We start from the raw sequence: 17,582 nt of genomic DNA, 5'->3' as shown, positions 1-17,582 counted from the left end.
GAAACTTTTCCCGCGCCAAGCCTTGCAGATTGGGGGCGCACGCCTTACAATGCAGGGATTGGGCGGTTAGTTCAGCTGGTTAGAATACTTGGTCGACATCCAAGGGGTCGCAGATTCGAATTCTGCACCGCCCACCAGAACATAGGTAAGAGCGAGAAAGGCATCAACGGTTATGACACCGCGAACTACAACCTGGTTGTGGGGGAATCGCTAGGCGCGAAGGGGTGTTCTTTTGCTCGACACAACGGAAAAAACGCGGCTAGTGCCGCGTTTTTTTTCGTCCGTACTTTTTCAGACTATTTTTCAGTATTTCGACCTTACCCGGCGCCTTGCGCCTCGATTGGAGAACAGCATGCTCAACGTTCGACTTCCAGATGGTTCCAGCCGTCAGTTCGACGGTCCCGTCACGGTTGCCCAGGTGGCGACCAGCATCGCCACCAGCCTCGGCAAGGCCGCGCTGGCAGGCAAGGTGAACGGCAAGGTCGTCGACACCTCCTTCCTGATCGAGTCGGACGCCGACCTGGCGATTGTCACCGAGAAGGACCCGGAAGGCCTGGACGTGATCCGCCACTCGACCGCCCACCTGCTGGCCCACGCCGTCAAGGAGCTGTATCCGGACGCCCAGGTCACCATCGGTCCGGTGATCGAAAACGGTTTCTACTACGACTTCTCGTACAAGCGCCCGTTCACTCCGGACGACCTGAAGGCGATCGAAAAGAAAATGGTGGAACTGGCCAAGAAGGACGAGCCGGTCACCCGCAAGGTGCTGCCGCGCGACGAAGCGGTGGATTACTTCAAGTCGATCGGCGAGCACTACAAGGCGGAAATCATCGCCTCGATTCCTGCGGGCGAAGACGTGTCGCTGTACTCCGAAGGCAGCTTCACCGACCTGTGCCGTGGCCCGCACGTGCCGTCGTCCGGTAAATTGAAAGTCTTCAAGCTGATGAAGCTGGCCGGCGCCTACTGGCGCGGCGACTCCAGGAACGAGATGCTGCAGCGCGTCTACGGCACCGCCTGGACCAGGAAGGAAGACCAGGAACAGTACCTGCACATGCTGGAAGAAGCGGAAAAGCGCGACCACCGCAAGATCGGCAAGCAACTGGACCTGTTCCACTTCCAGGAAGAAGCACCGGGCCTGATCTTCTGGCACCCGAAGGGCTGGACCGTGTGGCAGCAGGTGGAGCAGTACATGCGCCACAAATACCAGGTCAATGGCTACGATGAAGTGAAAGCGCCGCAAATCCTGGACGTGACCCTGTGGCAGAAAACCGGCCACTGGGATAATTACCGCGAAAACATGTTCACGACTGAGTCGGAGAACCGTTCGTATGCCCTGAAGCCGATGAACTGCCCGGGCCACGTGCAGATCTACAACTCCGGCATGAAGAGCTACCGCGACCTGCCGCTGCGCTTCGGCGAGTTCGGCCAGTGCCACCGCAACGAGTCCTCGGGCGCGCTGCACGGCATCATGCGCGTGCGCGGCTTCACCCAGGACGACGGCCACATCTTCTGCACCGAAGAGCAGATCGAAGCCGAAGTGACGGCCTTCCACGCCCAGGCGATGGAAGTCTATGACGATTTCGGTTTCACCAACATCGACGTCAAGCTGGCCCTGCGGCCAAGCAGCCGCATCGGCAGCGACGAGGTGTGGGACGAGGCGGAAGCAGCGCTGCGTTCGGCCCTGCGCGCCTGCGGCGTGGAATGGACCGAGCTGCCGGGCGAGGGCGCCTTCTACGGCCCGAAGATCGAGTACCACCTGAAAGACAGCCTGGGTCGTCCGTGGCAGGTCGGCACGATGCAGGTCGATTTCTCGATGCCGGGCCGCCTCGGCGCTGAATATGTGGCAGAAGACAACACCCGCAAGGTCCCGGTGATGCTGCACCGTGCTATCGTGGGCTCGATGGAACGCTTTATTGGTATCCTGATCGAGAACTACGCTGGCGCACTGCCGCTGTGGCTGGCGCCGGTGCAGGTGGCGGTGCTGAACATCTCCGATGCGCAGGCCGATTACGTCAAGCAAGTCGAAGCAAAGCTGAAGAAGGCGGGCATCCGCGTTCACGCTGATTTGCGGAACGAGAAGATTACTTATAAAATTCGTGAGCATTCTGTCCAAAAACTGCCGTACATTCTGGTAGTTGGCGACAAGGAACGAGAAGCGAATACGGTGGCTGTGCGTGCACGTGGTAATGTCGATCTGGGCGTCATGCCTGTCGACGAGCTCGTGGAGCGCCTGGTAAGCGAAGTTGCTGCCAAGGTGAAATAACTCACAGCCAAATAAAATACTTTCAAAGGAATAAACATAGCTACTGACAAACAGAATCGCATCAACGGCGAGATCACCCATCCCGAAATGCGCCTGAACGGTGTCGACAACGAACCACTGGGCATCGTGAGCCTGGCGGACGCGTTCCGCATGGCCGAGGAATTGAACGTCGACCTGGTGGAGATCGCGCCAACCGCGGTCCCACCGGTCTGCCGCCTGATGGATTACGGCAAGTTCAAGTACTCCGAGCAGAAGAAGGCCCACGAAGCCAAGCTGAAACAGAAGATCATCCAGGTCAAGGAAGTCAAATTCCGTCCGGGTACCGATGAAGGCGACTACAGCATCAAGCTGCGCAACCTCATCAAGTTCCTGGAAGAGGGCGACAAGACCAAGATCACGCTGCGTTTCCGTGGCCGTGAAATGGCCCACCAGGATATCGGCATGCGCATGCTCGAACGCCTGCGCGGCGACCTGGAAGAAGTCGGCCAGGTCGAGCAGTTCCCGAAGCTCGAGGGACGCCAGATGATCATGATCGTTGCGCCGAAAAAGAAGAAGTAATTCTTCGACGTCAGCTAGGCGGGCCGGGCCCGGGTGCGAGCGCAAGCTGCACCCGGGTCCGGCCTGTGTGCGTTGGTGGGGTTTGAATCAGTGCATCCGGGCTCGGCGACCTTTGGACGCTATCCCCTGATTCGTCGTGCCGGCGCAGGCCGGCACCCAAGTTGCGTGAGTAGTGGCAAACGCACGCGCCAGCAACACGCGACGATATTGGGCCCCGGCCTGCGCCGGGGCGACGGTGCGAGGGGTGGGGAAAATGGGTACGTTGGCGCCACGCCTCATCCCCATCAAAACTCTCCCCGTCCCAACTATTCCCCCGCAACCTGTGCTATGATCTGCGGTTCCTGTTTTTCGAAGCAGGTTGTAGTCGGCTCGCTCCGACTGCAAGACAAGTGAAAGTAGGCTTTAAGAGCAGCGTCGCTGCCACCTGCAATCCTGTCGTATAGAGGCTGTCCCAAAAAGGACAGAAGACTATGCCAAAAATGAAAACCAAAAGCAGCGCGAAGAAGCGTTTCCGCGTGCGTCCAGGTGGTACCGTCAAGTCGGGTATGGCGTTCAAGCGTCACATCCTGACCAAGAAGACCACCAAGAACAAGCGTCAGCTGCGCGGCACCCGTAACATCAATGCGTCGGACGTGACTAGCGTCCTGCGTATGATGCCATCTGCTTAATCTCACTAACCTAATACAAGGGAGCTAATATGCCTCGAGTAAAACGTGGGGTTACTGCACGTGCCCGTCACAAGAAAGTTCTTGCCCTTGCTAAAGGCTACCGTGGTCGCCGCAGCAAAGTATTCCGTGTTGCCAAGCAAGCAGTCATGCGCGCTGGCCAGTACGCATACCGCGATCGCCGTAACAAGAAGCGCGTCTTCCGCGCACTGTGGATCACCCGTATCAACGCGGCTTCGCGTTCGCACGGCATGACCTACAGCGCCTTCATGAACGGCCTGAAAAAGTCCGGAATTGAACTGGACCGTAAAGTCCTGGCTGACATGGCAGTGCACGACAAGCCGGCATTCGCCGCGATTGTCACCGCCGCCAAGGCCACGCTGGCTGCTTAATCGGCAGTTCGCTAGCACGACCAGCGCCATGGCAGCATGGCGCGAAAAGAGCGGGGCACAGTTAATACCTGTGCCCCGTTTTTGATTGTGGCGCCCGCCACGCTGAAACAGGAAAACAACAAGCATGCATACGCTGGAAGAACTCGTCGTCTCCGCACAGGCTGACTTCGGCGCCGCCGTCGACGCCGCCGCGCTCGAAAATGCAAAAGCCAAATACCTGGGCAAGACCGGGCAGGTGACCGACCTCATGAAGGGCCTCGGCAAGCTCGACCCTGAACAGCGCAAGGCGCAGGGCGCGCTGATCAATGCGGCAAAAGAAAAAATCGAACACGCACTGACCGCCCGCCGCGACGCCCTCGCCAACGCCTTGCTCGAAGCCCGCCTTAATCTGGAGTCCATCGACGTCACCCTGCCGGGTCGCGGCCGCGCCAAGGGTGGCATCCATCCGGTGATGCGCACCTGGGAGCGGGTGGAGCAGATCTTCCGCTCGATCGGCTTCGACGTGGCCGACGGCCCCGAGATCGAAACCGACTGGACCAATTTCACAGCCCTGAACAGCCCGGAAAACCACCCGGCCCGTTCGATGCAGGACACCTTCTATGTGGAAGGCAATGACAGCACCGGCAAGCCGCTGCTGCTGCGCACCCACACCAGCCCGATGCAGGTGCGCTACGCGCGCACCCACACGCCGCCGATCAAGGTGATCGCGCCGGGCCGAACCTATCGCGTCGACAGCGACGCCACCCACTCGCCGATGTTCCACCAGGTCGAAGGCCTGTGGATCGGCGAAGACATCTCCTTCGCCGACTTGAAAGGCGTGTACCTGAACTTCGTCAAGGCCTTCTTCGAGACCGACGACCTGCAGGTGCGTTTCCGCCCGTCCTACTTTCCGTTCACGGAACCGTCGGCCGAGATCGACATCGCCTTCGGCTCCGGTCCGCTCAAGGGCCGCTGGCTGGAAGTGTCGGGCGCCGGCCAGGTCCATCCGACCGTGGTGCGCAATTTCGGCCTGGATCCGGAAAAATTCATCGGTTTCGCGTTCGGCTCCGGCCTCGAGCGCCTGACGATGCTGCGTTATGGAATCAACGACTTGCGCCTCTTCTACGAAGGCGACTTACGATTCCTGAAACAGTTTAATTAATACGCTAGCTGATTCAGTACGCCCAATAATAAAACGCGCGCTTACAAGGCAAACATTATGCAATTCTCCGAAAACTGGCTCCGTTCCCTGGTCAACCCGTCGCTGACGTCGAACGAGCTGTCGCACCTGCTGACCATGTCCGGCCTCGAAGTCGAGGACGTCGAAGCGGTCGCGCCGCCCTTCACCAACGTGGTGGTGGCCGAAGTCAAGGAAGTGGCCAAGCACCCGAACGCCGACCGCCTCAATGTCTGCCAGGTGGATGTGGGTACCGGCACCTTGCTCAATATCGTCTGCGGCGCCCCGAACGTGCGCGCCGGCATGAAGGCGATCTGCGCCATGTCCGGCGCCGTGCTGCCGCCTGGCGCCGACGGCAAGCCTTTCGAGATCAAGACCGGCAAGCTGCGCGGTGTCGAATCGCAGGGCATGATGTGCTCGGCCAAGGAACTCAAGATCTCGGAAGAGAGCAGCGGCCTGATGGAATTGCCGCAGGACGCACCGGTCGGCGCCAGCATCCGCGACTACCTCGGGCTGGACGACCTGAAGTTCACCATCAAGCTCACCCCGAACAAGGCCGACTGCCTGTCGGTGCTGGGCGTGGCGCGTGAAGTGTCGGCCCTGACCGGCACGCCGCTGCACGTGCCGACCACCAAGCTGGTTCCGGTCACGCTGGACGAAACCCTGCCCGTGACCATCTCGGCGCCGGACCTGTGCGGCCGCTTCTCGGGCCGCGTGATCCGCGGCCTGGACGCGCGCGCCGCGACGCCGGACTGGATGAAGCAGCGCCTCGAGCGCAGCGGCCAGCGTTCGGTATCGGCCCTGGTGGACATTTCCAACTACGTCATGCTCGAAGTCGGCCGTCCGTCGCATGTGTTTGACATGAACAAGATCCACGGCAGCCTCGACGTGCGCTGGGGCCGCAAGGGCGAGACCCTCAAGCTCCTCAACGGCAATACCATCGCCATCGACGAGTGGGTCGGCGTGATCGCCGACGACAGGGAAATCGAATCGCTGGCCGGCATCATGGGCGGCGACGCCACCGCCGTCACCCTGGACACCACCGACATCTACCTGGAAGCGGCGTTCTGGTGGCCGAACGCCATCCAGGGCCGCGCCCGCAAGTACAATTTCTCGACCGACGCGGCGCACCGCTTCGAGCGCGGCGTCGATTACGCGACCACGGTCGAGCATATCGAGCGCATCACCGCCTTGATCGTGGAAATCTGCGGCACCCCGGATACCAAAGTGGGCCCGGTCGACGACCAGTCCGTGAACCTGCCGCAGCCGAAACCGGTCGCGATGCGCACCGCGCGCGCCGCGAAAGTCATCGGCGTGCCGCTGACCGACGACGTCGTGGCCGACATCTTCACCCGCCTGCAGTTGCCGTTCACGTTTGACGCCCGTAGCGACGGACCGGGCGTGTTTTACGTGACCTCGCCTTCGTATCGTTTCGACATCGAGATCGAGGAAGACCTGATCGAGGAAGTGGCGCGCGTCTACGGTTTCGAGAATATCCCGACCCGCCCGCCGGTCGCCCCGAGCGCCATGCTGCTCGAGCCGGAAAACACCCGCTCGCTGTTCGCGATCCGCCACCAGCTGGCCGACCTGGGTTACCAGGAAGTGGTCAACATGAGCTTCGTGGAAGCGCAGTGGGAGCAGGATTTCGCCGCCAACCCGGAGCCGATCCGCCTGCAGAACCCGATCGCCAGCCAGATGAGCGTGATGCGCTCGAACCTGGTGGGCAGCCTGGTCGCCAATGTGCGCTACAACGTCAACCGCAAGGCCGGCCGCGTGCGCGTGTTCGAAGTCGGTGGCGTGTTCTGGCGCAATCCACAGACCGAAGACGGCCCGCTGTCGGTGGCCGGTTTCGACCAGCCCAAGCGCGTCGCCGCCATGGCCTATGGCCCGGCCCAGGACGAGCAGTGGGGCGAGAAGAGCCGCGCGGTGGATTACTTCGACGTCAAGGCCGACCTCGAGGCGCTGTTTGCGCCGCGCACCGTGCGTTTCGTGAAGGGCGAACATCCGGCCCTGCACCCGGGCCGCAGCGCGATTGTCGAACTCGATGGCAAGAATATCGGCTTCATCGGCGAGCTGCACCCGCGCTGGCTGCAAAAATATGACCTGCCGCTGGCGCCGGTGCTGTTCGAAGTCGACGCCGACGCGCTGCGCCAGCGCAGCGTGCCGGCCTATGCCGAGATCTCGAAGTTCCCGGGCGCCACGCGCGACCTGGCGCTGGTGGTCAAACAGGGTGTTTCGGCCCAGGAAGTGCTTGACACATTCCATGCCGAAATCGCAATAAATCCAGCAGGAAAGATCGTGCAAGCCGTTGTTTTGTTTGATGAATACCGCGGCAAGGGGCTCGACACGGATGAAAAAAGCCTTGCTTTCCGCTTTGCCTTGCAAGATACTCAATCGACGCTGCAAGACGAGGCGGTGGATGCCATCATGGCTGCAATCGCCCAGGCTGCCGAAAGCAAAGTCGGCGCAAAGCTGCGTGCATAAAGCAGGTTCTCCAAAACGGTTCACTTGAAGGCAGGGCTTCAAAATTAATAACAACGACGTTGACTCGGTCGTCTTCCAGGAAGCCCTGGCGGCCGACCTGCATCGCGCGATGCAAGTTGCGCGGGTGCGGCAGGAAGCGGAAAAGGATCTCCCGACCCTCACCAAGGCCGAGCTGGCCGAGCTGCTGTTCGAGCAGGTCGGCCTGAACAAGCGCGAAGCCAAGGACATGGTCGAAACCTTTTTCGATGAAATCCGCAACGCGCTCGAGCGCGGCGAAGCGGTCAAGCTGTCCGGCTTCGGCAACTTCCAGTTGCGCGACAAGCCGCAGCGGCCCGGCCGCAATCCGAAAACCGGGGAAGAGATCCCCATCACGGCGCGTCGCGTCGTGACTTTCCACGCCAGCCAGAAACTCAAGGGAATGGTCGAAGAGACCAATCCCCCCGGAAGTTCCCTGGCTCGCGCCGCCTGAGTGCTAGATGACTGACCGACCGACCAAGCCTGATCCCATTGTGCTGCCGCCGATCCCGGCCAAACGCTACTTCACCATCGGCGAAGTAAGCGAGCTGTGCGGCGTGAAGCCGCACGTGCTGCGCTATTGGGAGCAGGAATTTACCCAACTCAAGCCGGTCAAGCGCCGCGGCAATCGCCGCTATTACCAGCACCATGAAGTGCTGCTGATCCGGCGCATCCGCGAGCTGCTCTACGAACAGGGCTTCACCATCAGCGGCGCCCGCAACCGGCTCGATGGCCGCGCCCACGAGCTCGCCTCCGCACCCGAAGCCGAGCCGGCGCCGAGCGCGCCCGCCATCGACAGCGCGCAGGTGCGCGCCGAATTGCTGGAAATCCTCGCGCTGCTGCGGCACGGCAGCACTGTCGCCTGAGGGCGCTGCGGGCGGCGCGGTGGATTGGCGCAAGGCGCATTGTGCGCCCATCCGGCGCCGCGCGCCCCGCTCGTACTCAGTAATTGATAACTCAGCAAGCGCGCGCTGTTGATGCTCTGCGTGGGAGTGATAGAATGTCACCTGCGGGCATGCTGATCCAGTGCATGCAAGCCGGGGCGTGGAGCACGGACCTGGCACTTTCCTGAGCAGGGAAAATTTAAGGGAAGACAATGATACGCGTTGCCATTTGTGACGATCACCAAATAGTTCGAGCAGGTTTCAAACAGATTTTTTCGTCGTCGGGCGATTTCGAAGTCGTCGCCGAAGGCGCAACCGGCCGCGAGGCCCTGGATATCGCACGCCGTGAAATCTGCGACGTGCTGTTGCTCGATATCGCGATGCCCGACCAGAGCGGCATCGACATCCTGCGCACCATCCGCCAGGGCCAGCCGAACCTGCCGGTGCTGATTCTTTCGGGTTACCCGGCGCAGCAGTACGCGCTGAACCTGTTCAAGATGGGCGCCAACGGCTACCTGAACAAGGAATGCGAAGCCGACGAGCTCAAGACCGCGGTGCGTACCGTGTTCCAGGGCCGCCGCTATGTAAGCTCCACCGTGGGCGAACTGCTGGCCCAGAGTTTCGACCGCGACCCGAACACCGCGCTGCACACCGAGCTGTCCGACCGCGAGTTCCAGGTCTTCCTGCGCCTGGCCAAGGGGGCCACCGTGTCCGACATCGGCAATGCACTGTCGCTGTCGATCAAGACGGTGTCGACCTACCGCACCCGCATCATGGAAAAAATGGGCCTGCAGTCCAATAGCGACCTGACCTATTACGCCATGAAGAACAACCTGCTCGACTAAGTTCCCACCTCAGGGCACGCCGGCCCAGCCCGGCGTGCTTTCGCGTTTCCCCCTTCCGGCAAGATCTTTTTGTGCAGCGTTGCATATTGCATCGCGGCGCGGATGGGCGCACACTTGCAGCGGTCTGCTGACGTGTTGTCGTTTCCCGCATTGCGGTAGCACCGCGCGCGCCTGCGCCCGACCCGTTTTGTCTGGCGCTGCAACGTCGCGCTAACGCGACTATAATCGCCCCCGATGGCATAAGTTGCGCGAAAGGAAGCTCATGTACTTTTCCACTGCCTTCGACGGCAAGCGGTTGCGCGGCCTGCCGCTCTCCAAGACCCTGTTATGCGTGGCCTGCGTGGTCATCCTCGTGATCAATGCGGTGTTCCTGGTCCGTAACCTGGACGACCTGCGTTCCGCCAACGCCCTGCAAGCCCAGACCGCGCGCGTCTCCGACGAACTGCAAGTGTTGAACTTGCTCGTCACCGATGCCGAAAGCGGCTTGCGCGGCTATTTCCTCTCCGGTGCCGAAAACAACCTGGGCGCGCTGAATGCGGCGCCGCAGGAAATCGACAGCCAGTTGCGCGCACTGAGCGTGCTGCTCGCCGACAATCCCTCGCAATCGAAAAACCTGGCCCAGCTGCGCACCCTGGTGCAGCGTAAGCTCGGCCTGATGAACCAGGCGGTCGAAGTGTACCGCCGCGGCGGCCTGGTCGATATCGTCGCCATCGCCGCGGCGGCCGACGCGCGCGGCGAGATGGACGAGATCCGCCTGCAGGTGGTGATCATGACGCGCGAGCAGAACGAGCTCCTGACCACCCGCACCGCGGCCTTCTATGAGCAGTCGCGCCGCACGGTGCTCTCCGGGGTCGGCATCAATGCGGTGGCGATCCTCGTCATCCTGCTGTTCTACAACCTGGTGCAGCGCAGTTTCGGCCTGCGCCTGGAAGCCGAGCAGGCCCTGCAGAATACCAACGACACCCTGGAAGCCATCGTGGCCGAGCGTACGGAGCAGTTGTCGGTGCTGTCGCGCCACCTGATCCGGGTGTCGGAAGAAGAAAAGTCGCGCCTGGCGCGCGAGCTGCACGACGAGATGGGCGCCAACCTGACCGCGATCGGCATGGATATCGCCAATGTCAGCGAGCAGCTGCGCGGCAGCCATCCGGAACTGGTGGCCATGCTGGGCCGGGCCCGCAAGACCCTGGTCGATACCGTGCAGCTCAAGCGCCGCATCATCGAGAACCTGCGCCCGAGCTTGCTGGACAATATGGGGCTGTCGGCCGCGTTGCAGAGTTACTGCGCCGATTATGCGCGCGTGACGGCGCTCGATTGCGACGCCCTGATCGACGCCGAGGCCGATTGCGCCGGCCCGATGCAGGCGATCGCCTTGTTCCGCATCACCCAGGAAGCCCTGAACAATATCGCCAAGTACGCCAAGGCGCGCAGCGTGATCGTCAATCTCACGCGCGAGCCGGGCGGCTGGGAGCTGGAAATCACCGACGACGGCATCGGTATTCCCGCCGACGCCATGGCCAAGTCGAAATCGCACGGGCTGCTGGGCATGCGCGAGCGCGCCCTGTTGCTGGGCGGCGCCCTGAGCGTGGCGCGCGGCGTGAATGGCGTCGGCACCTGTGTCCAGGCCTGGATTCCCGCGTCCGCACCGGGCGGCGATGGACCGACCCTCGCCGCGCCGGTGCTCGAATCGGCGCAAACGACGACGCCGTTTGCGGCAGGACCGGAGACGGCGTCGAATGCGGAATCAGTGAAGGCGCCGGTGCAGGCGCCCGTCAGTCTTAACGCGCCACATCCATGAGCAGACGGTCGTATTCCGACTTGGCGACCTTGTAGCATTCGCCGGCGTAGTCTTCCAGGCCTGCACGGTCGAGCACGGTGATATTGCCGCGGCGGTACTGGATCAGGCCTTCGTCCTGCAGCTTGCCGGCGGCGGCGGTGATGCTCTCGCGACGCACGCCCAGCATGATGGAGATCAGTTCCTGGGTCACTTTCAGCTCATTGCTGGCCGAGCGGTCCAGGCGGTCGAGCAGCCAGCGGCACAGCTTCTGTTCGATCGAGCTGTGGCGGCCGCCGACGGCGTTCTGGGCCATCTGGGCGAACAGGGCGTTGGTGTAGCGCATCAGGAGCTGGGGCAGGGCGCCGCCGCGGTTGAAGGCGTCGCGCAGGAACTGGGCCTTGAGGCGATAGCCGTAGCCGGCGCTCTGGACCACGGCGCTGCAGGTAGCGCGCTCACCCATGAACAGCGACACGCCGACCGCGCCTTCGTGGCCGACCACCGCGATTTCGGTGGTGGCGCCATCTTCCATCACATACAGCAGCGACACGATTGCAGTGGTCGGGAAATACACGTATTCCAGTTTGCTGCCATACTCGAACAGTTCTTTGCCGAATGGCAGCGGGACGAGTTCCAGTTGTTCAAACAGGCTTTCCAGGTCTGGACGAGGCAGGGCGCCGAGCAGTTCGTTCTGCTGGGTGCCGCTGTAGCTGACAACGGGGCGGGACGCGGCTTTCACAGCCTCACTCGGGGCTGCCATCTTGTGTTGCGCCTTCTGCGTACCACCAAGTTGAGTGTTGTTCATTTTATGTCCTCTTTTATCTCTAACGTGCTTCAGGGAGCGACTGGTTGAGGTCTTCTTTTGTTTCCTCATCGCGATGTGTGAACATTAAAGCTATAGTCTGTTGGCGAACATAAGACTGGCAGTCGCCCCTGTGTAGGCTTGTCGCAGGGAGTTGTGTCAGTCCAGTCCTACTAGGCGTTTTGCCGTTCTGCCATTTGTTTTTTTGCGGTCGGGAAATGAATTCGCGCATAATGTGATCTCCCCACCTCATTGAACCAACGATGCCTTTGCCCTTGCTGCTCGTCGAAGACGATACCGTGCTGGCCGACGGGCTGGTGCGCACCTTGCATGCCCAGGACATGCAGGTCGAACTGGTGCGCGACGGGGTGGCCGCCGACGCCCGCCTGCAGGGCGCCCAGCCGGCCGTGCTCATCCTCGACATCGGCCTGCCCGGCATCGACGGCTTCGAAGTGCTGCGCCGCCTGCGCGCCCGCGGCGCCGCCACCCCGGTCCTGCTGCTCACTGCCCGCGACGCCGTCGAAGACCGGGTGCGCGGGCTGGAGACGGGCGCCGACGACTACCTGGTCAAGCCCTTCGCCAGCGCCGAACTGGTCGCGCGCATCCGCGCGCTGGCCCGGCGCTTCGCCCCGCCGCCGGCCCACCTGGGCCTGGCGCACCTCAGCCTCGACAGTGCAACGCGCCGTGCGCGCGTAGGCGAACGGGTCCTGGACCTGTCGGCGCGCGAGTGGGGCGTGCTCGAATACCTGCTGCAGCAGGCCGGCCGGGTGGTATCGAAACAGCAGATCATCGACGCCATCGCGCCCTGGGGCGACGACCTCACGCTCAATGCGGTCGAGGTCTACGTGTCGCGCCTGCGCCTCAAGCTCGACGGCGCCGGGGTGGCGATCCGCACCATCCGCGGCTTCGGCTACCTGTTAGAGGCGGCGTGACGAGTATCCGGCTGCGCCTGCTCAAGTGGCTGGTCGCGCCCATCCTGGTATTCAACCTGCTGGCCGCCAGCCTCACCTACCTGCTGGCCTGGACGCCCGCCCAGCTCGCCTTCGACCAGGGATTGCTGGATGCCGCCACCGGCCTGGCGGCGCGCCTGCGCCCGGACGGGGGCGTGGTCCAGGCCGATGTGCCGGGCGCCGCCGCCCGCGTGCTCGGCGCGGGCTCGCCCGACGCCAGCTGGTTTGTGGTGCGCGACACCGGCGGGCGGGTGCTGGCCGGCGACGCCGCCTTTCCCCGCCGCGAGGACGGCGCGCAAGTGCGCGACGCCAGCATGCACGGGCAGCCGGTGCGCGTGGCCAGCCTGCTGGTGACCACCAGCGGCGGGCCGGTCGAGGTCGGCGTCGCCCGTACCCTGAGCCAGCGCCAGCAGGTGCGCGCCGCCATCGTGCGCGCGCTGGTGCTGCTCGAAGTGCTGTTCAGCCTGGCACTGGTGGGCCTGGTCTGGTTCTCGGTCGGCAACGGCCTGGCCCCGCTGGCCCGCCTGCGCGCGCGCCTCGATGCGCGCGGCAGCAGCGACCTGGCGCCGCTGGACGACGCCGGCATGCCGCGCGAGCTGGCGCCGCTGGTCACCGCCTTCAACGCGCTGCTCGGACGGATCGCCGCCGGGGCCAGGGCGCAGGACGACTTCCGCGCCAACGTCGCCCACCAGCTGCGCACCCCCCTGGCCGGCCTGCGCCTGCAGCTCGAATGGCTGGCCACGCGCCACCGCGACGACCCCGACACCCAGCGCACCGTCGAGCTGCTGCTGCGCGCCAACGAGCGCATGATCCGCCAGGCCAACCAGCTGCTCTCGCTCGAGCGCGCCGGGCCCGACCGCTTCGAGCGCGCCCAGCTGGCGCCGCTCGACCTGGCCGCCATCGTGACCGAGGCGGTGCAATCCTTCGTCGAGCAGGCGGCCAGCAAGGACATCGACCTCGGCTTCGAACTTGCCTCCGCCAGGGTGGTGGGCGAGCGCTACATGCTGCGCGACCTGGTCGACAACCTGGTCGACAACGCGCTGCGCTACACGCCGGAGCACGGCACCGTCACCGTGCACTGCCGCCCGACGCCAGACGGGGCCCTGTTCGCGGTCGAGGATTCCGGGCCCGGAATCCCGCCGGAACAGCGCGGCCAGGTGTTCCAGCGCTTCGTGCGGCTGGACCAGCACAGCACCGGGAGCGGGCTGGGCCTGGCGATCGTGCGCGATATCGCCGACGCGCACGGGGCCGAAGTGGCCTTGTCGAGCGGTCCGGACGGGACCGGCTCCACTTTTACCGTGCGCTTCCCGTAGGGTGGTCGGCTCCGCCGACCGCGCGTTCGACTCCGGCACGCGTCGCGGCTGCGCATCCGGGAGCTGAACGCGCGGTCGTGAAACCGGACCACCCACCTGTGCGTTTGTCAGGATTTTGTCAGGATTTCCTCAGGGAAATGCAAGCTTCGTAGGTTATGATTCCACATGGAAACATTCCGGCAGTCCGCCGGATCCTTCGGAGAACAGTCCATGATCAAGCGCCAGGCAGGTTTTACCCTCATTGAAATCATGATTACGGTGGTCGTCATCGGCATCCTGACTGCCGTGGCCCTGCCGTCGTACAACGGCTACATGATGCGTGCGCGCCTGACCGAGGCCTTCACCGGCCTGGCCGGCCTGCAGCCGCGCATGGAGCAGCACTGGTCGAATACCCGCAGCTACGCCGGTTTCGACGCCGCTGCGCTCAAGCTGATGCCGAAGGACTCCGACAACTTCGCCTACGAGCTCACCGAGTCCAGCGCCAGCGCCTACCTGGTGACGGCGACCGGGCAGGGCACGGCCGACGGTTTCGTCTTCACGATCGACCAGAACGGCAGGCGCGCCACTACCGGCGTGCCGGACGGCTGGACCGGCAGCGACGACTGCTGGGTCGACCGCAAGGAGGGCACGTGCACCCAGTAAGCCCACGCCTGGCGCGCGGCTTCACCTTGGTGGAGGCGCTGATCGCGCTGGCCGTGTTCGCCGTGCTGCTGGCGGTGGGCGTGCCGCGCATGGCAGACTGGGTCGCCGCCACCAAGGCCGCCGCCGCCACCCAGTTCTACGCCGAAGGCCTCGGCACGGCGCGCGCCAAGGCGCTGGCCCTGAACAGCGCCAGCCGCCTGGTCTTGACGCGCAACGCGGCCAGCGGCCAATACGACTGGCAGGTCGACGTCTGCTTCCCGACCCCGGAAACGCCCTGCAATGAAGACGCCGGCGACTGGTCGACCCTGGCCGACGCCGTCAAGCCCGAGGGCGCCGCCGGCGACGGCTTCACCTCGATCGGGCGCAGCGCCGAGTCGCTCCCCGGCACCAACCGGCTGGCCGTGAGTACCGGCCCCGATGGCGCGCTGGAAGTCTATTTCACCCCGCTGGGCTGGGTCGACACCCAGGCCGACACGCGCATGATGCGCATCGACCTGGACCCGGTCGACGTTGAGGAAGCCCCGTTCCGCCCCGCCAGCGTGGTATTGACCCTGGCCGGCGTTGCCGCCACATGCGACCCGAACGTGGCCGCCGACGATTCGCGCAGGTGCCCCGAATGAGCCGACCACGCCCACCCATCCCATTCCGGCTGCGCCGCCAGCGCGGCATCGCACTGCTCGAGTCGCTCCTGGCCGCTGTGATCCTGGCGATCGGCCTGCTCGGCACCATCGGCCTGCAGGCGCGCTCGTACGCGGCGCTGGCCGACGCCGGCATGCGCGCCGAAGCCACCATCGCCGCCAACAAGCTGCTCGGCATCATGAACACCGACCTCGAGCACCTGCCTGCATATGCGGTGGCGGCCGGGGCCGAGCCGCCGGAGCGGCTGGCCGAGTGGCACGACGAGACCACGGCGCTGATTCCCGGCGCCACCATCGCGATCGCCGTCGCGCCGGGCGCCAGCGCCGCGCCGACCGAGGTGCGCATCGCGATCAGCTGGCAGCGCAAGGCCGACACGCCGGTCAACACCCACCGCATCACCTCCTATTTCGCGGGGTCGATATGACCGCCGTGCGCATCCCGCTTCGCTTCCCGCGCGCCGGCGGCTTCTCGCTGGTCGAGCTGATGGTGAGCGTCGTCATCGGCCTGCTGGCGGTGCTGTTCGCCACCCGCCTGATGACCGACTCCGAACGCAACAAGCGGGCCGCGCTGGGCGGCTCGGATTCGATGCAGAACGGGATGCTGGCGATGTTCTCGATCAGCGGCGACGCCGAGCATGCCGGCTTCGGCCTGAACGACCCGCTCATCGTCGGCTGCGACACCGTGATGGAAGACAGCGGCGGCTACGAAATGGCGCAAGCCGCGCGCGGCGCCGCCACCGTGCGCCCGCTGGCCGCCGCGATCATCGAGCCCGGCGGCGAAGGCCCGGACGGCATCAGCCTGTATGCCGGCAGCTCGTTCAGCGGCACCGGCACCCTGCGCATCACCAGCGACTACATCGGCGGCACCCGCATCGACGTCGACCGCATTCCCTACGGCTTCGGCAAGGGCGACGTGATCCTGGTCGCGCCGGAGACCATGGGCGAGCAGTGCTCGCTGGCCCAGGTGTCGAACGACGCCGGCAGCCTGCCGCCGCCGCCGTCGCAGCAGTACGTGATGATCGCCGGCTCCGGCAACCGCTACAACAGCGGCTCGCTGGGCGCCCAGTACAAGGGCGGCGCGGCGCGCCTGTACAACCTGGGGCCGGCCGCCAGCCTGGGTTTCCGCACCTGGTCGGTCGAAGGCGGCTTCCTGCGCCTGCGCTCCACCGACATGAAGGGCGCCGGCGCGGATTCGCAGCCGGTGGCCGACAACATCGTCTCGCTCAAGGCGCAATACGCCTTCGACACCCGGGTGGGCGAGGACTTCAAGCCGGAAGACGGCATGCGCCTGTCGTCCTGGTCGGGCGAGATGATCGACGCCGACGGCGACGGCACCATCGGCAGCGCCGGCGACTACCAGCGCATCTCGGCACTGCGCATTGCCGTGGTGGCGCGCGCCAGGAACCCGGACCGGCCCGACACCGCCGCCGGCCAGTGCAGCATTCCGGCCTCGCGCGCCGAACGCCCGCGCATCTTCGCAGACGCCGACAACCCGGAAGGCGACCCGGTCACGGTCGCGGTCGAGGGCGATCCGGCGCACTGGAGCTGCTACCGCTACCGCGTCTTCGAAACCATCGTCCCGCTGCGCAACGCGGGCTGGAGGCCGACCGCATCATGACATCATCCTTGAAGGCACAAGGCGGCGTCGCGCTGCCGGTCATGCTGATCATGCTGCTGGTGATGCTGGTGTCGAGCATCTACCTGCTGCGCTCCAGCAATTCGACCACCCTGACGGCCTCCAACCTGGCCTATGACGCCACGCTGGCGCGCGCCGCCGACTTCGGCCTGCACACGGGGTTCCGCTGGCTCAGCCAGACCGCCAGGACCAGCCGCATCCAGCTCAACAGCCATGCGCCGGCCCAGGGCTACCGCGCCACGCTCGACACCAGCCAGACCGTGCGCTCGGCCGGCTTCTGGGACGGCGCGCGCGAGGTGGTCGACGGCGACGGCAACCGGGTGCGCTACGTCATCCACCGCATGTGCAAGCTCGACGTCGCCTTCAGCGACCCGCTCAATGCCTGCGTCCAGACGGCCACCAACACCTCGACCCTCGGCAATACGGTGCGGATGGGCGACAGCTTGAGCTCGGACACGCAGCTGTATGCCAGCGTGCCGCAGCTGCACTATGTGATCACCGCGCGCATCGACGGCCCGCGCGGCGGCAACGTGATCACCCAGATGGTGGTCCTGATCGGCGCCTGAGG

Annotated in this window: 18 protein-coding genes and 1 tRNA gene; 18 read left to right on the top strand and 1 reads right to left on the bottom strand. The window is 64.5% G+C overall.

What is annotated here, in order from left to right:
• Positions 1–60 precede the first annotated feature (60 nt).
• The 11 genes from BM031_RS07900 to BM031_RS07850 all read left to right on the top strand — a co-directional run bounded on the left by BM031_RS07900 (position 61) and on the right by BM031_RS07850 (position 11,057).
• Positions 61–137, top strand: a tRNA-Val gene (locus BM031_RS07900).
• A 215-nt stretch (positions 138–352) separates the two neighbouring features.
• Complete coding sequence (thrS, locus tag BM031_RS07895) at positions 353–2,263, top strand: threonine--tRNA ligase (RefSeq protein ID WP_091873474.1); 1,911 nt, start codon at positions 353–355, stop codon at positions 2,261–2,263.
• A gap of 30 nt (positions 2,264–2,293) precedes the next feature.
• Complete coding sequence (infC, locus tag BM031_RS07890) at positions 2,294–2,821, top strand: translation initiation factor IF-3 (protein ID WP_091873395.1); 528 nt, start codon at positions 2,294–2,296, stop codon at positions 2,819–2,821.
• Positions 2,822–3,291: 470 nt separating this feature from the next.
• Positions 3,292–3,489, top strand: coding sequence for a 50S ribosomal protein L35 (rpmI, locus tag BM031_RS07885; protein WP_057262756.1), 198 nt, complete (start codon positions 3,292–3,294; stop codon positions 3,487–3,489).
• Between the two features lie 29 nt (positions 3,490–3,518).
• Entirely contained in the window at positions 3,519–3,878 is a 360-nt protein-coding gene (gene rplT, locus BM031_RS07880; RefSeq protein WP_091873392.1) for a 50S ribosomal protein L20, read from the top strand.
• Positions 3,879–4,002: 124 nt separating this feature from the next.
• Positions 4,003–5,019, top strand: coding sequence for a phenylalanine--tRNA ligase subunit alpha (gene pheS, locus BM031_RS07875; protein WP_091873388.1), 1,017 nt, complete (start codon positions 4,003–4,005; stop codon positions 5,017–5,019).
• A 57-nt stretch (positions 5,020–5,076) separates the two neighbouring features.
• Positions 5,077–7,518 (top strand): phenylalanine--tRNA ligase subunit beta, encoded by a 2,442-nt coding sequence (gene pheT / locus BM031_RS07870; RefSeq protein ID WP_091873385.1) that lies wholly within the window; start codon positions 5,077–5,079, stop codon positions 7,516–7,518.
• 109 nt (positions 7,519–7,627) lie between these two features.
• Positions 7,628–7,987 (top strand): integration host factor subunit alpha, encoded by a 360-nt coding sequence (locus BM031_RS07865; RefSeq protein ID WP_091873382.1) that lies wholly within the window; start codon positions 7,628–7,630, stop codon positions 7,985–7,987.
• Between the two features lie 7 nt (positions 7,988–7,994).
• Positions 7,995–8,399, top strand: a complete 405-nt coding sequence (locus tag BM031_RS07860; RefSeq protein ID WP_091873380.1) for a MerR family transcriptional regulator — start codon at positions 7,995–7,997, stop codon at positions 8,397–8,399.
• Between the two features lie 230 nt (positions 8,400–8,629).
• Positions 8,630–9,262, top strand: a complete 633-nt coding sequence (locus BM031_RS07855; protein ID WP_091873377.1) for a response regulator — start codon at positions 8,630–8,632, stop codon at positions 9,260–9,262.
• Positions 9,263–9,524: 262 nt separating this feature from the next.
• Positions 9,525–11,057 carry a CHASE3 domain-containing protein gene (locus BM031_RS07850; RefSeq protein WP_091873375.1) on the top strand — a complete coding sequence of 511 codons (1,533 nt, stop codon included), beginning with the start codon at positions 9,525–9,527 and terminating at the stop codon, positions 11,055–11,057.
• Here the strand turns inward: BM031_RS07850 and BM031_RS07845 are convergent.
• Positions 11,038–11,838, bottom strand: a complete 801-nt coding sequence (locus tag BM031_RS07845) for a Crp/Fnr family transcriptional regulator (RefSeq protein WP_091873372.1) — start codon at positions 11,836–11,838, stop codon at positions 11,038–11,040. The genes BM031_RS07850 and BM031_RS07845 overlap by 20 nt on opposite strands.
• A gap of 260 nt (positions 11,839–12,098) precedes the next feature.
• Here BM031_RS07845 and BM031_RS07840 point away from each other — a divergent pair, with 260 nt between their 5' ends.
• The 7 genes from BM031_RS07840 (at position 12,099) to BM031_RS07810 (ending at position 17,580) form a co-directional block, all read left to right on the top strand.
• Complete coding sequence (locus tag BM031_RS07840; protein ID WP_091873369.1) at positions 12,099–12,767, top strand: response regulator transcription factor; 669 nt, start codon at positions 12,099–12,101, stop codon at positions 12,765–12,767.
• On the top strand, positions 12,764–14,098 hold the full coding sequence (locus BM031_RS07835; RefSeq protein ID WP_091873366.1) for a sensor histidine kinase: 1,335 nt from the start codon (positions 12,764–12,766) through the stop codon (positions 14,096–14,098). The genes BM031_RS07840 and BM031_RS07835 overlap by 4 nt, the downstream gene beginning before the upstream one ends.
• Before the next feature lie 210 nt (positions 14,099–14,308).
• Complete coding sequence (locus tag BM031_RS07830) at positions 14,309–14,740, top strand: type IV pilin protein (RefSeq protein WP_091873363.1); 432 nt, start codon at positions 14,309–14,311, stop codon at positions 14,738–14,740.
• Positions 14,728–15,360 carry a pilus assembly FimT family protein gene (locus tag BM031_RS07825; protein WP_177207682.1) on the top strand — a complete coding sequence of 211 codons (633 nt, stop codon included), beginning with the start codon at positions 14,728–14,730 and terminating at the stop codon, positions 15,358–15,360. The genes BM031_RS07830 and BM031_RS07825 overlap by 13 nt, the downstream gene beginning before the upstream one ends.
• A complete protein-coding gene (locus tag BM031_RS07820; protein ID WP_091873358.1) occupies positions 15,357–15,803 on the top strand; it encodes a PilV family protein in 447 nt (148 codons plus the stop codon). The genes BM031_RS07825 and BM031_RS07820 overlap by 4 nt, the downstream gene beginning before the upstream one ends.
• Positions 15,804–15,808: 5 nt before the next feature.
• Complete coding sequence (locus BM031_RS07815) at positions 15,809–16,996, top strand: PilW family protein (protein WP_229408701.1); 1,188 nt, start codon at positions 15,809–15,811, stop codon at positions 16,994–16,996.
• A complete protein-coding gene (locus BM031_RS07810) occupies positions 16,993–17,580 on the top strand; it encodes a pilus assembly PilX family protein (RefSeq protein ID WP_091873351.1) in 588 nt (195 codons plus the stop codon). Before BM031_RS07815 ends, BM031_RS07810 begins: the two co-directional genes overlap by 4 nt.
• Positions 17,581–17,582 lie beyond the last annotated feature (2 nt).

It is taken from the genome of Massilia yuzhufengensis (genome assembly GCF_900112225.1).
GTDB classification, from domain to species: Bacteria; Pseudomonadota; Gammaproteobacteria; order Burkholderiales; family Burkholderiaceae_D; genus Telluria; species Telluria yuzhufengensis.
The sequence above is the reverse complement of the archived record's forward strand: the minus strand, read 5'-3'. Positions and strand labels throughout refer to the sequence as shown.

Bases quoted from the DNA above. Each gene is read 5' to 3' on its own strand.
- thrS (WP_091873474.1), top strand. From the start codon at position 353: ATGCTCAACGTTCGACTTCCAGATGGTTCCAGCCGTCAGTTCGACGGT.
- rpmI (WP_057262756.1), top strand. From the start codon at position 3,292: ATGCCAAAAATGAAAACCAAAAGCAGCGCGAAGAAGCGTTTCCGCGTG.
- rplT (WP_091873392.1), top strand. From the start codon at position 3,519: ATGCCTCGAGTAAAACGTGGGGTTACTGCACGTGCCCGTCACAAGAAA.
- pheS (WP_091873388.1), top strand. From the start codon at position 4,003: ATGCATACGCTGGAAGAACTCGTCGTCTCCGCACAGGCTGACTTCGGC.
- pheT (WP_091873385.1), top strand. From the start codon at position 5,077: ATGCAATTCTCCGAAAACTGGCTCCGTTCCCTGGTCAACCCGTCGCTG.
- BM031_RS07865 (WP_091873382.1), top strand. From the start codon at position 7,628: ATGCAAGTTGCGCGGGTGCGGCAGGAAGCGGAAAAGGATCTCCCGACC.
- BM031_RS07860 (WP_091873380.1), top strand. From the start codon at position 7,995: ATGACTGACCGACCGACCAAGCCTGATCCCATTGTGCTGCCGCCGATC.
- BM031_RS07855 (WP_091873377.1), top strand. From the start codon at position 8,630: ATGATACGCGTTGCCATTTGTGACGATCACCAAATAGTTCGAGCAGGT.
- BM031_RS07850 (WP_091873375.1), top strand. From the start codon at position 9,525: ATGTACTTTTCCACTGCCTTCGACGGCAAGCGGTTGCGCGGCCTGCCG.
- BM031_RS07845 (WP_091873372.1), bottom strand. From the start codon at position 11,838: ATGAACAACACTCAACTTGGTGGTACGCAGAAGGCGCAACACAAGATG.
- BM031_RS07840 (WP_091873369.1), top strand. From the start codon at position 12,099: ATGCCTTTGCCCTTGCTGCTCGTCGAAGACGATACCGTGCTGGCCGAC.
- BM031_RS07830 (WP_091873363.1), top strand. From the start codon at position 14,309: ATGATCAAGCGCCAGGCAGGTTTTACCCTCATTGAAATCATGATTACG.
- BM031_RS07820 (WP_091873358.1), top strand. From the start codon at position 15,357: ATGAGCCGACCACGCCCACCCATCCCATTCCGGCTGCGCCGCCAGCGC.
- BM031_RS07810 (WP_091873351.1), top strand. From the start codon at position 16,993: ATGACATCATCCTTGAAGGCACAAGGCGGCGTCGCGCTGCCGGTCATG.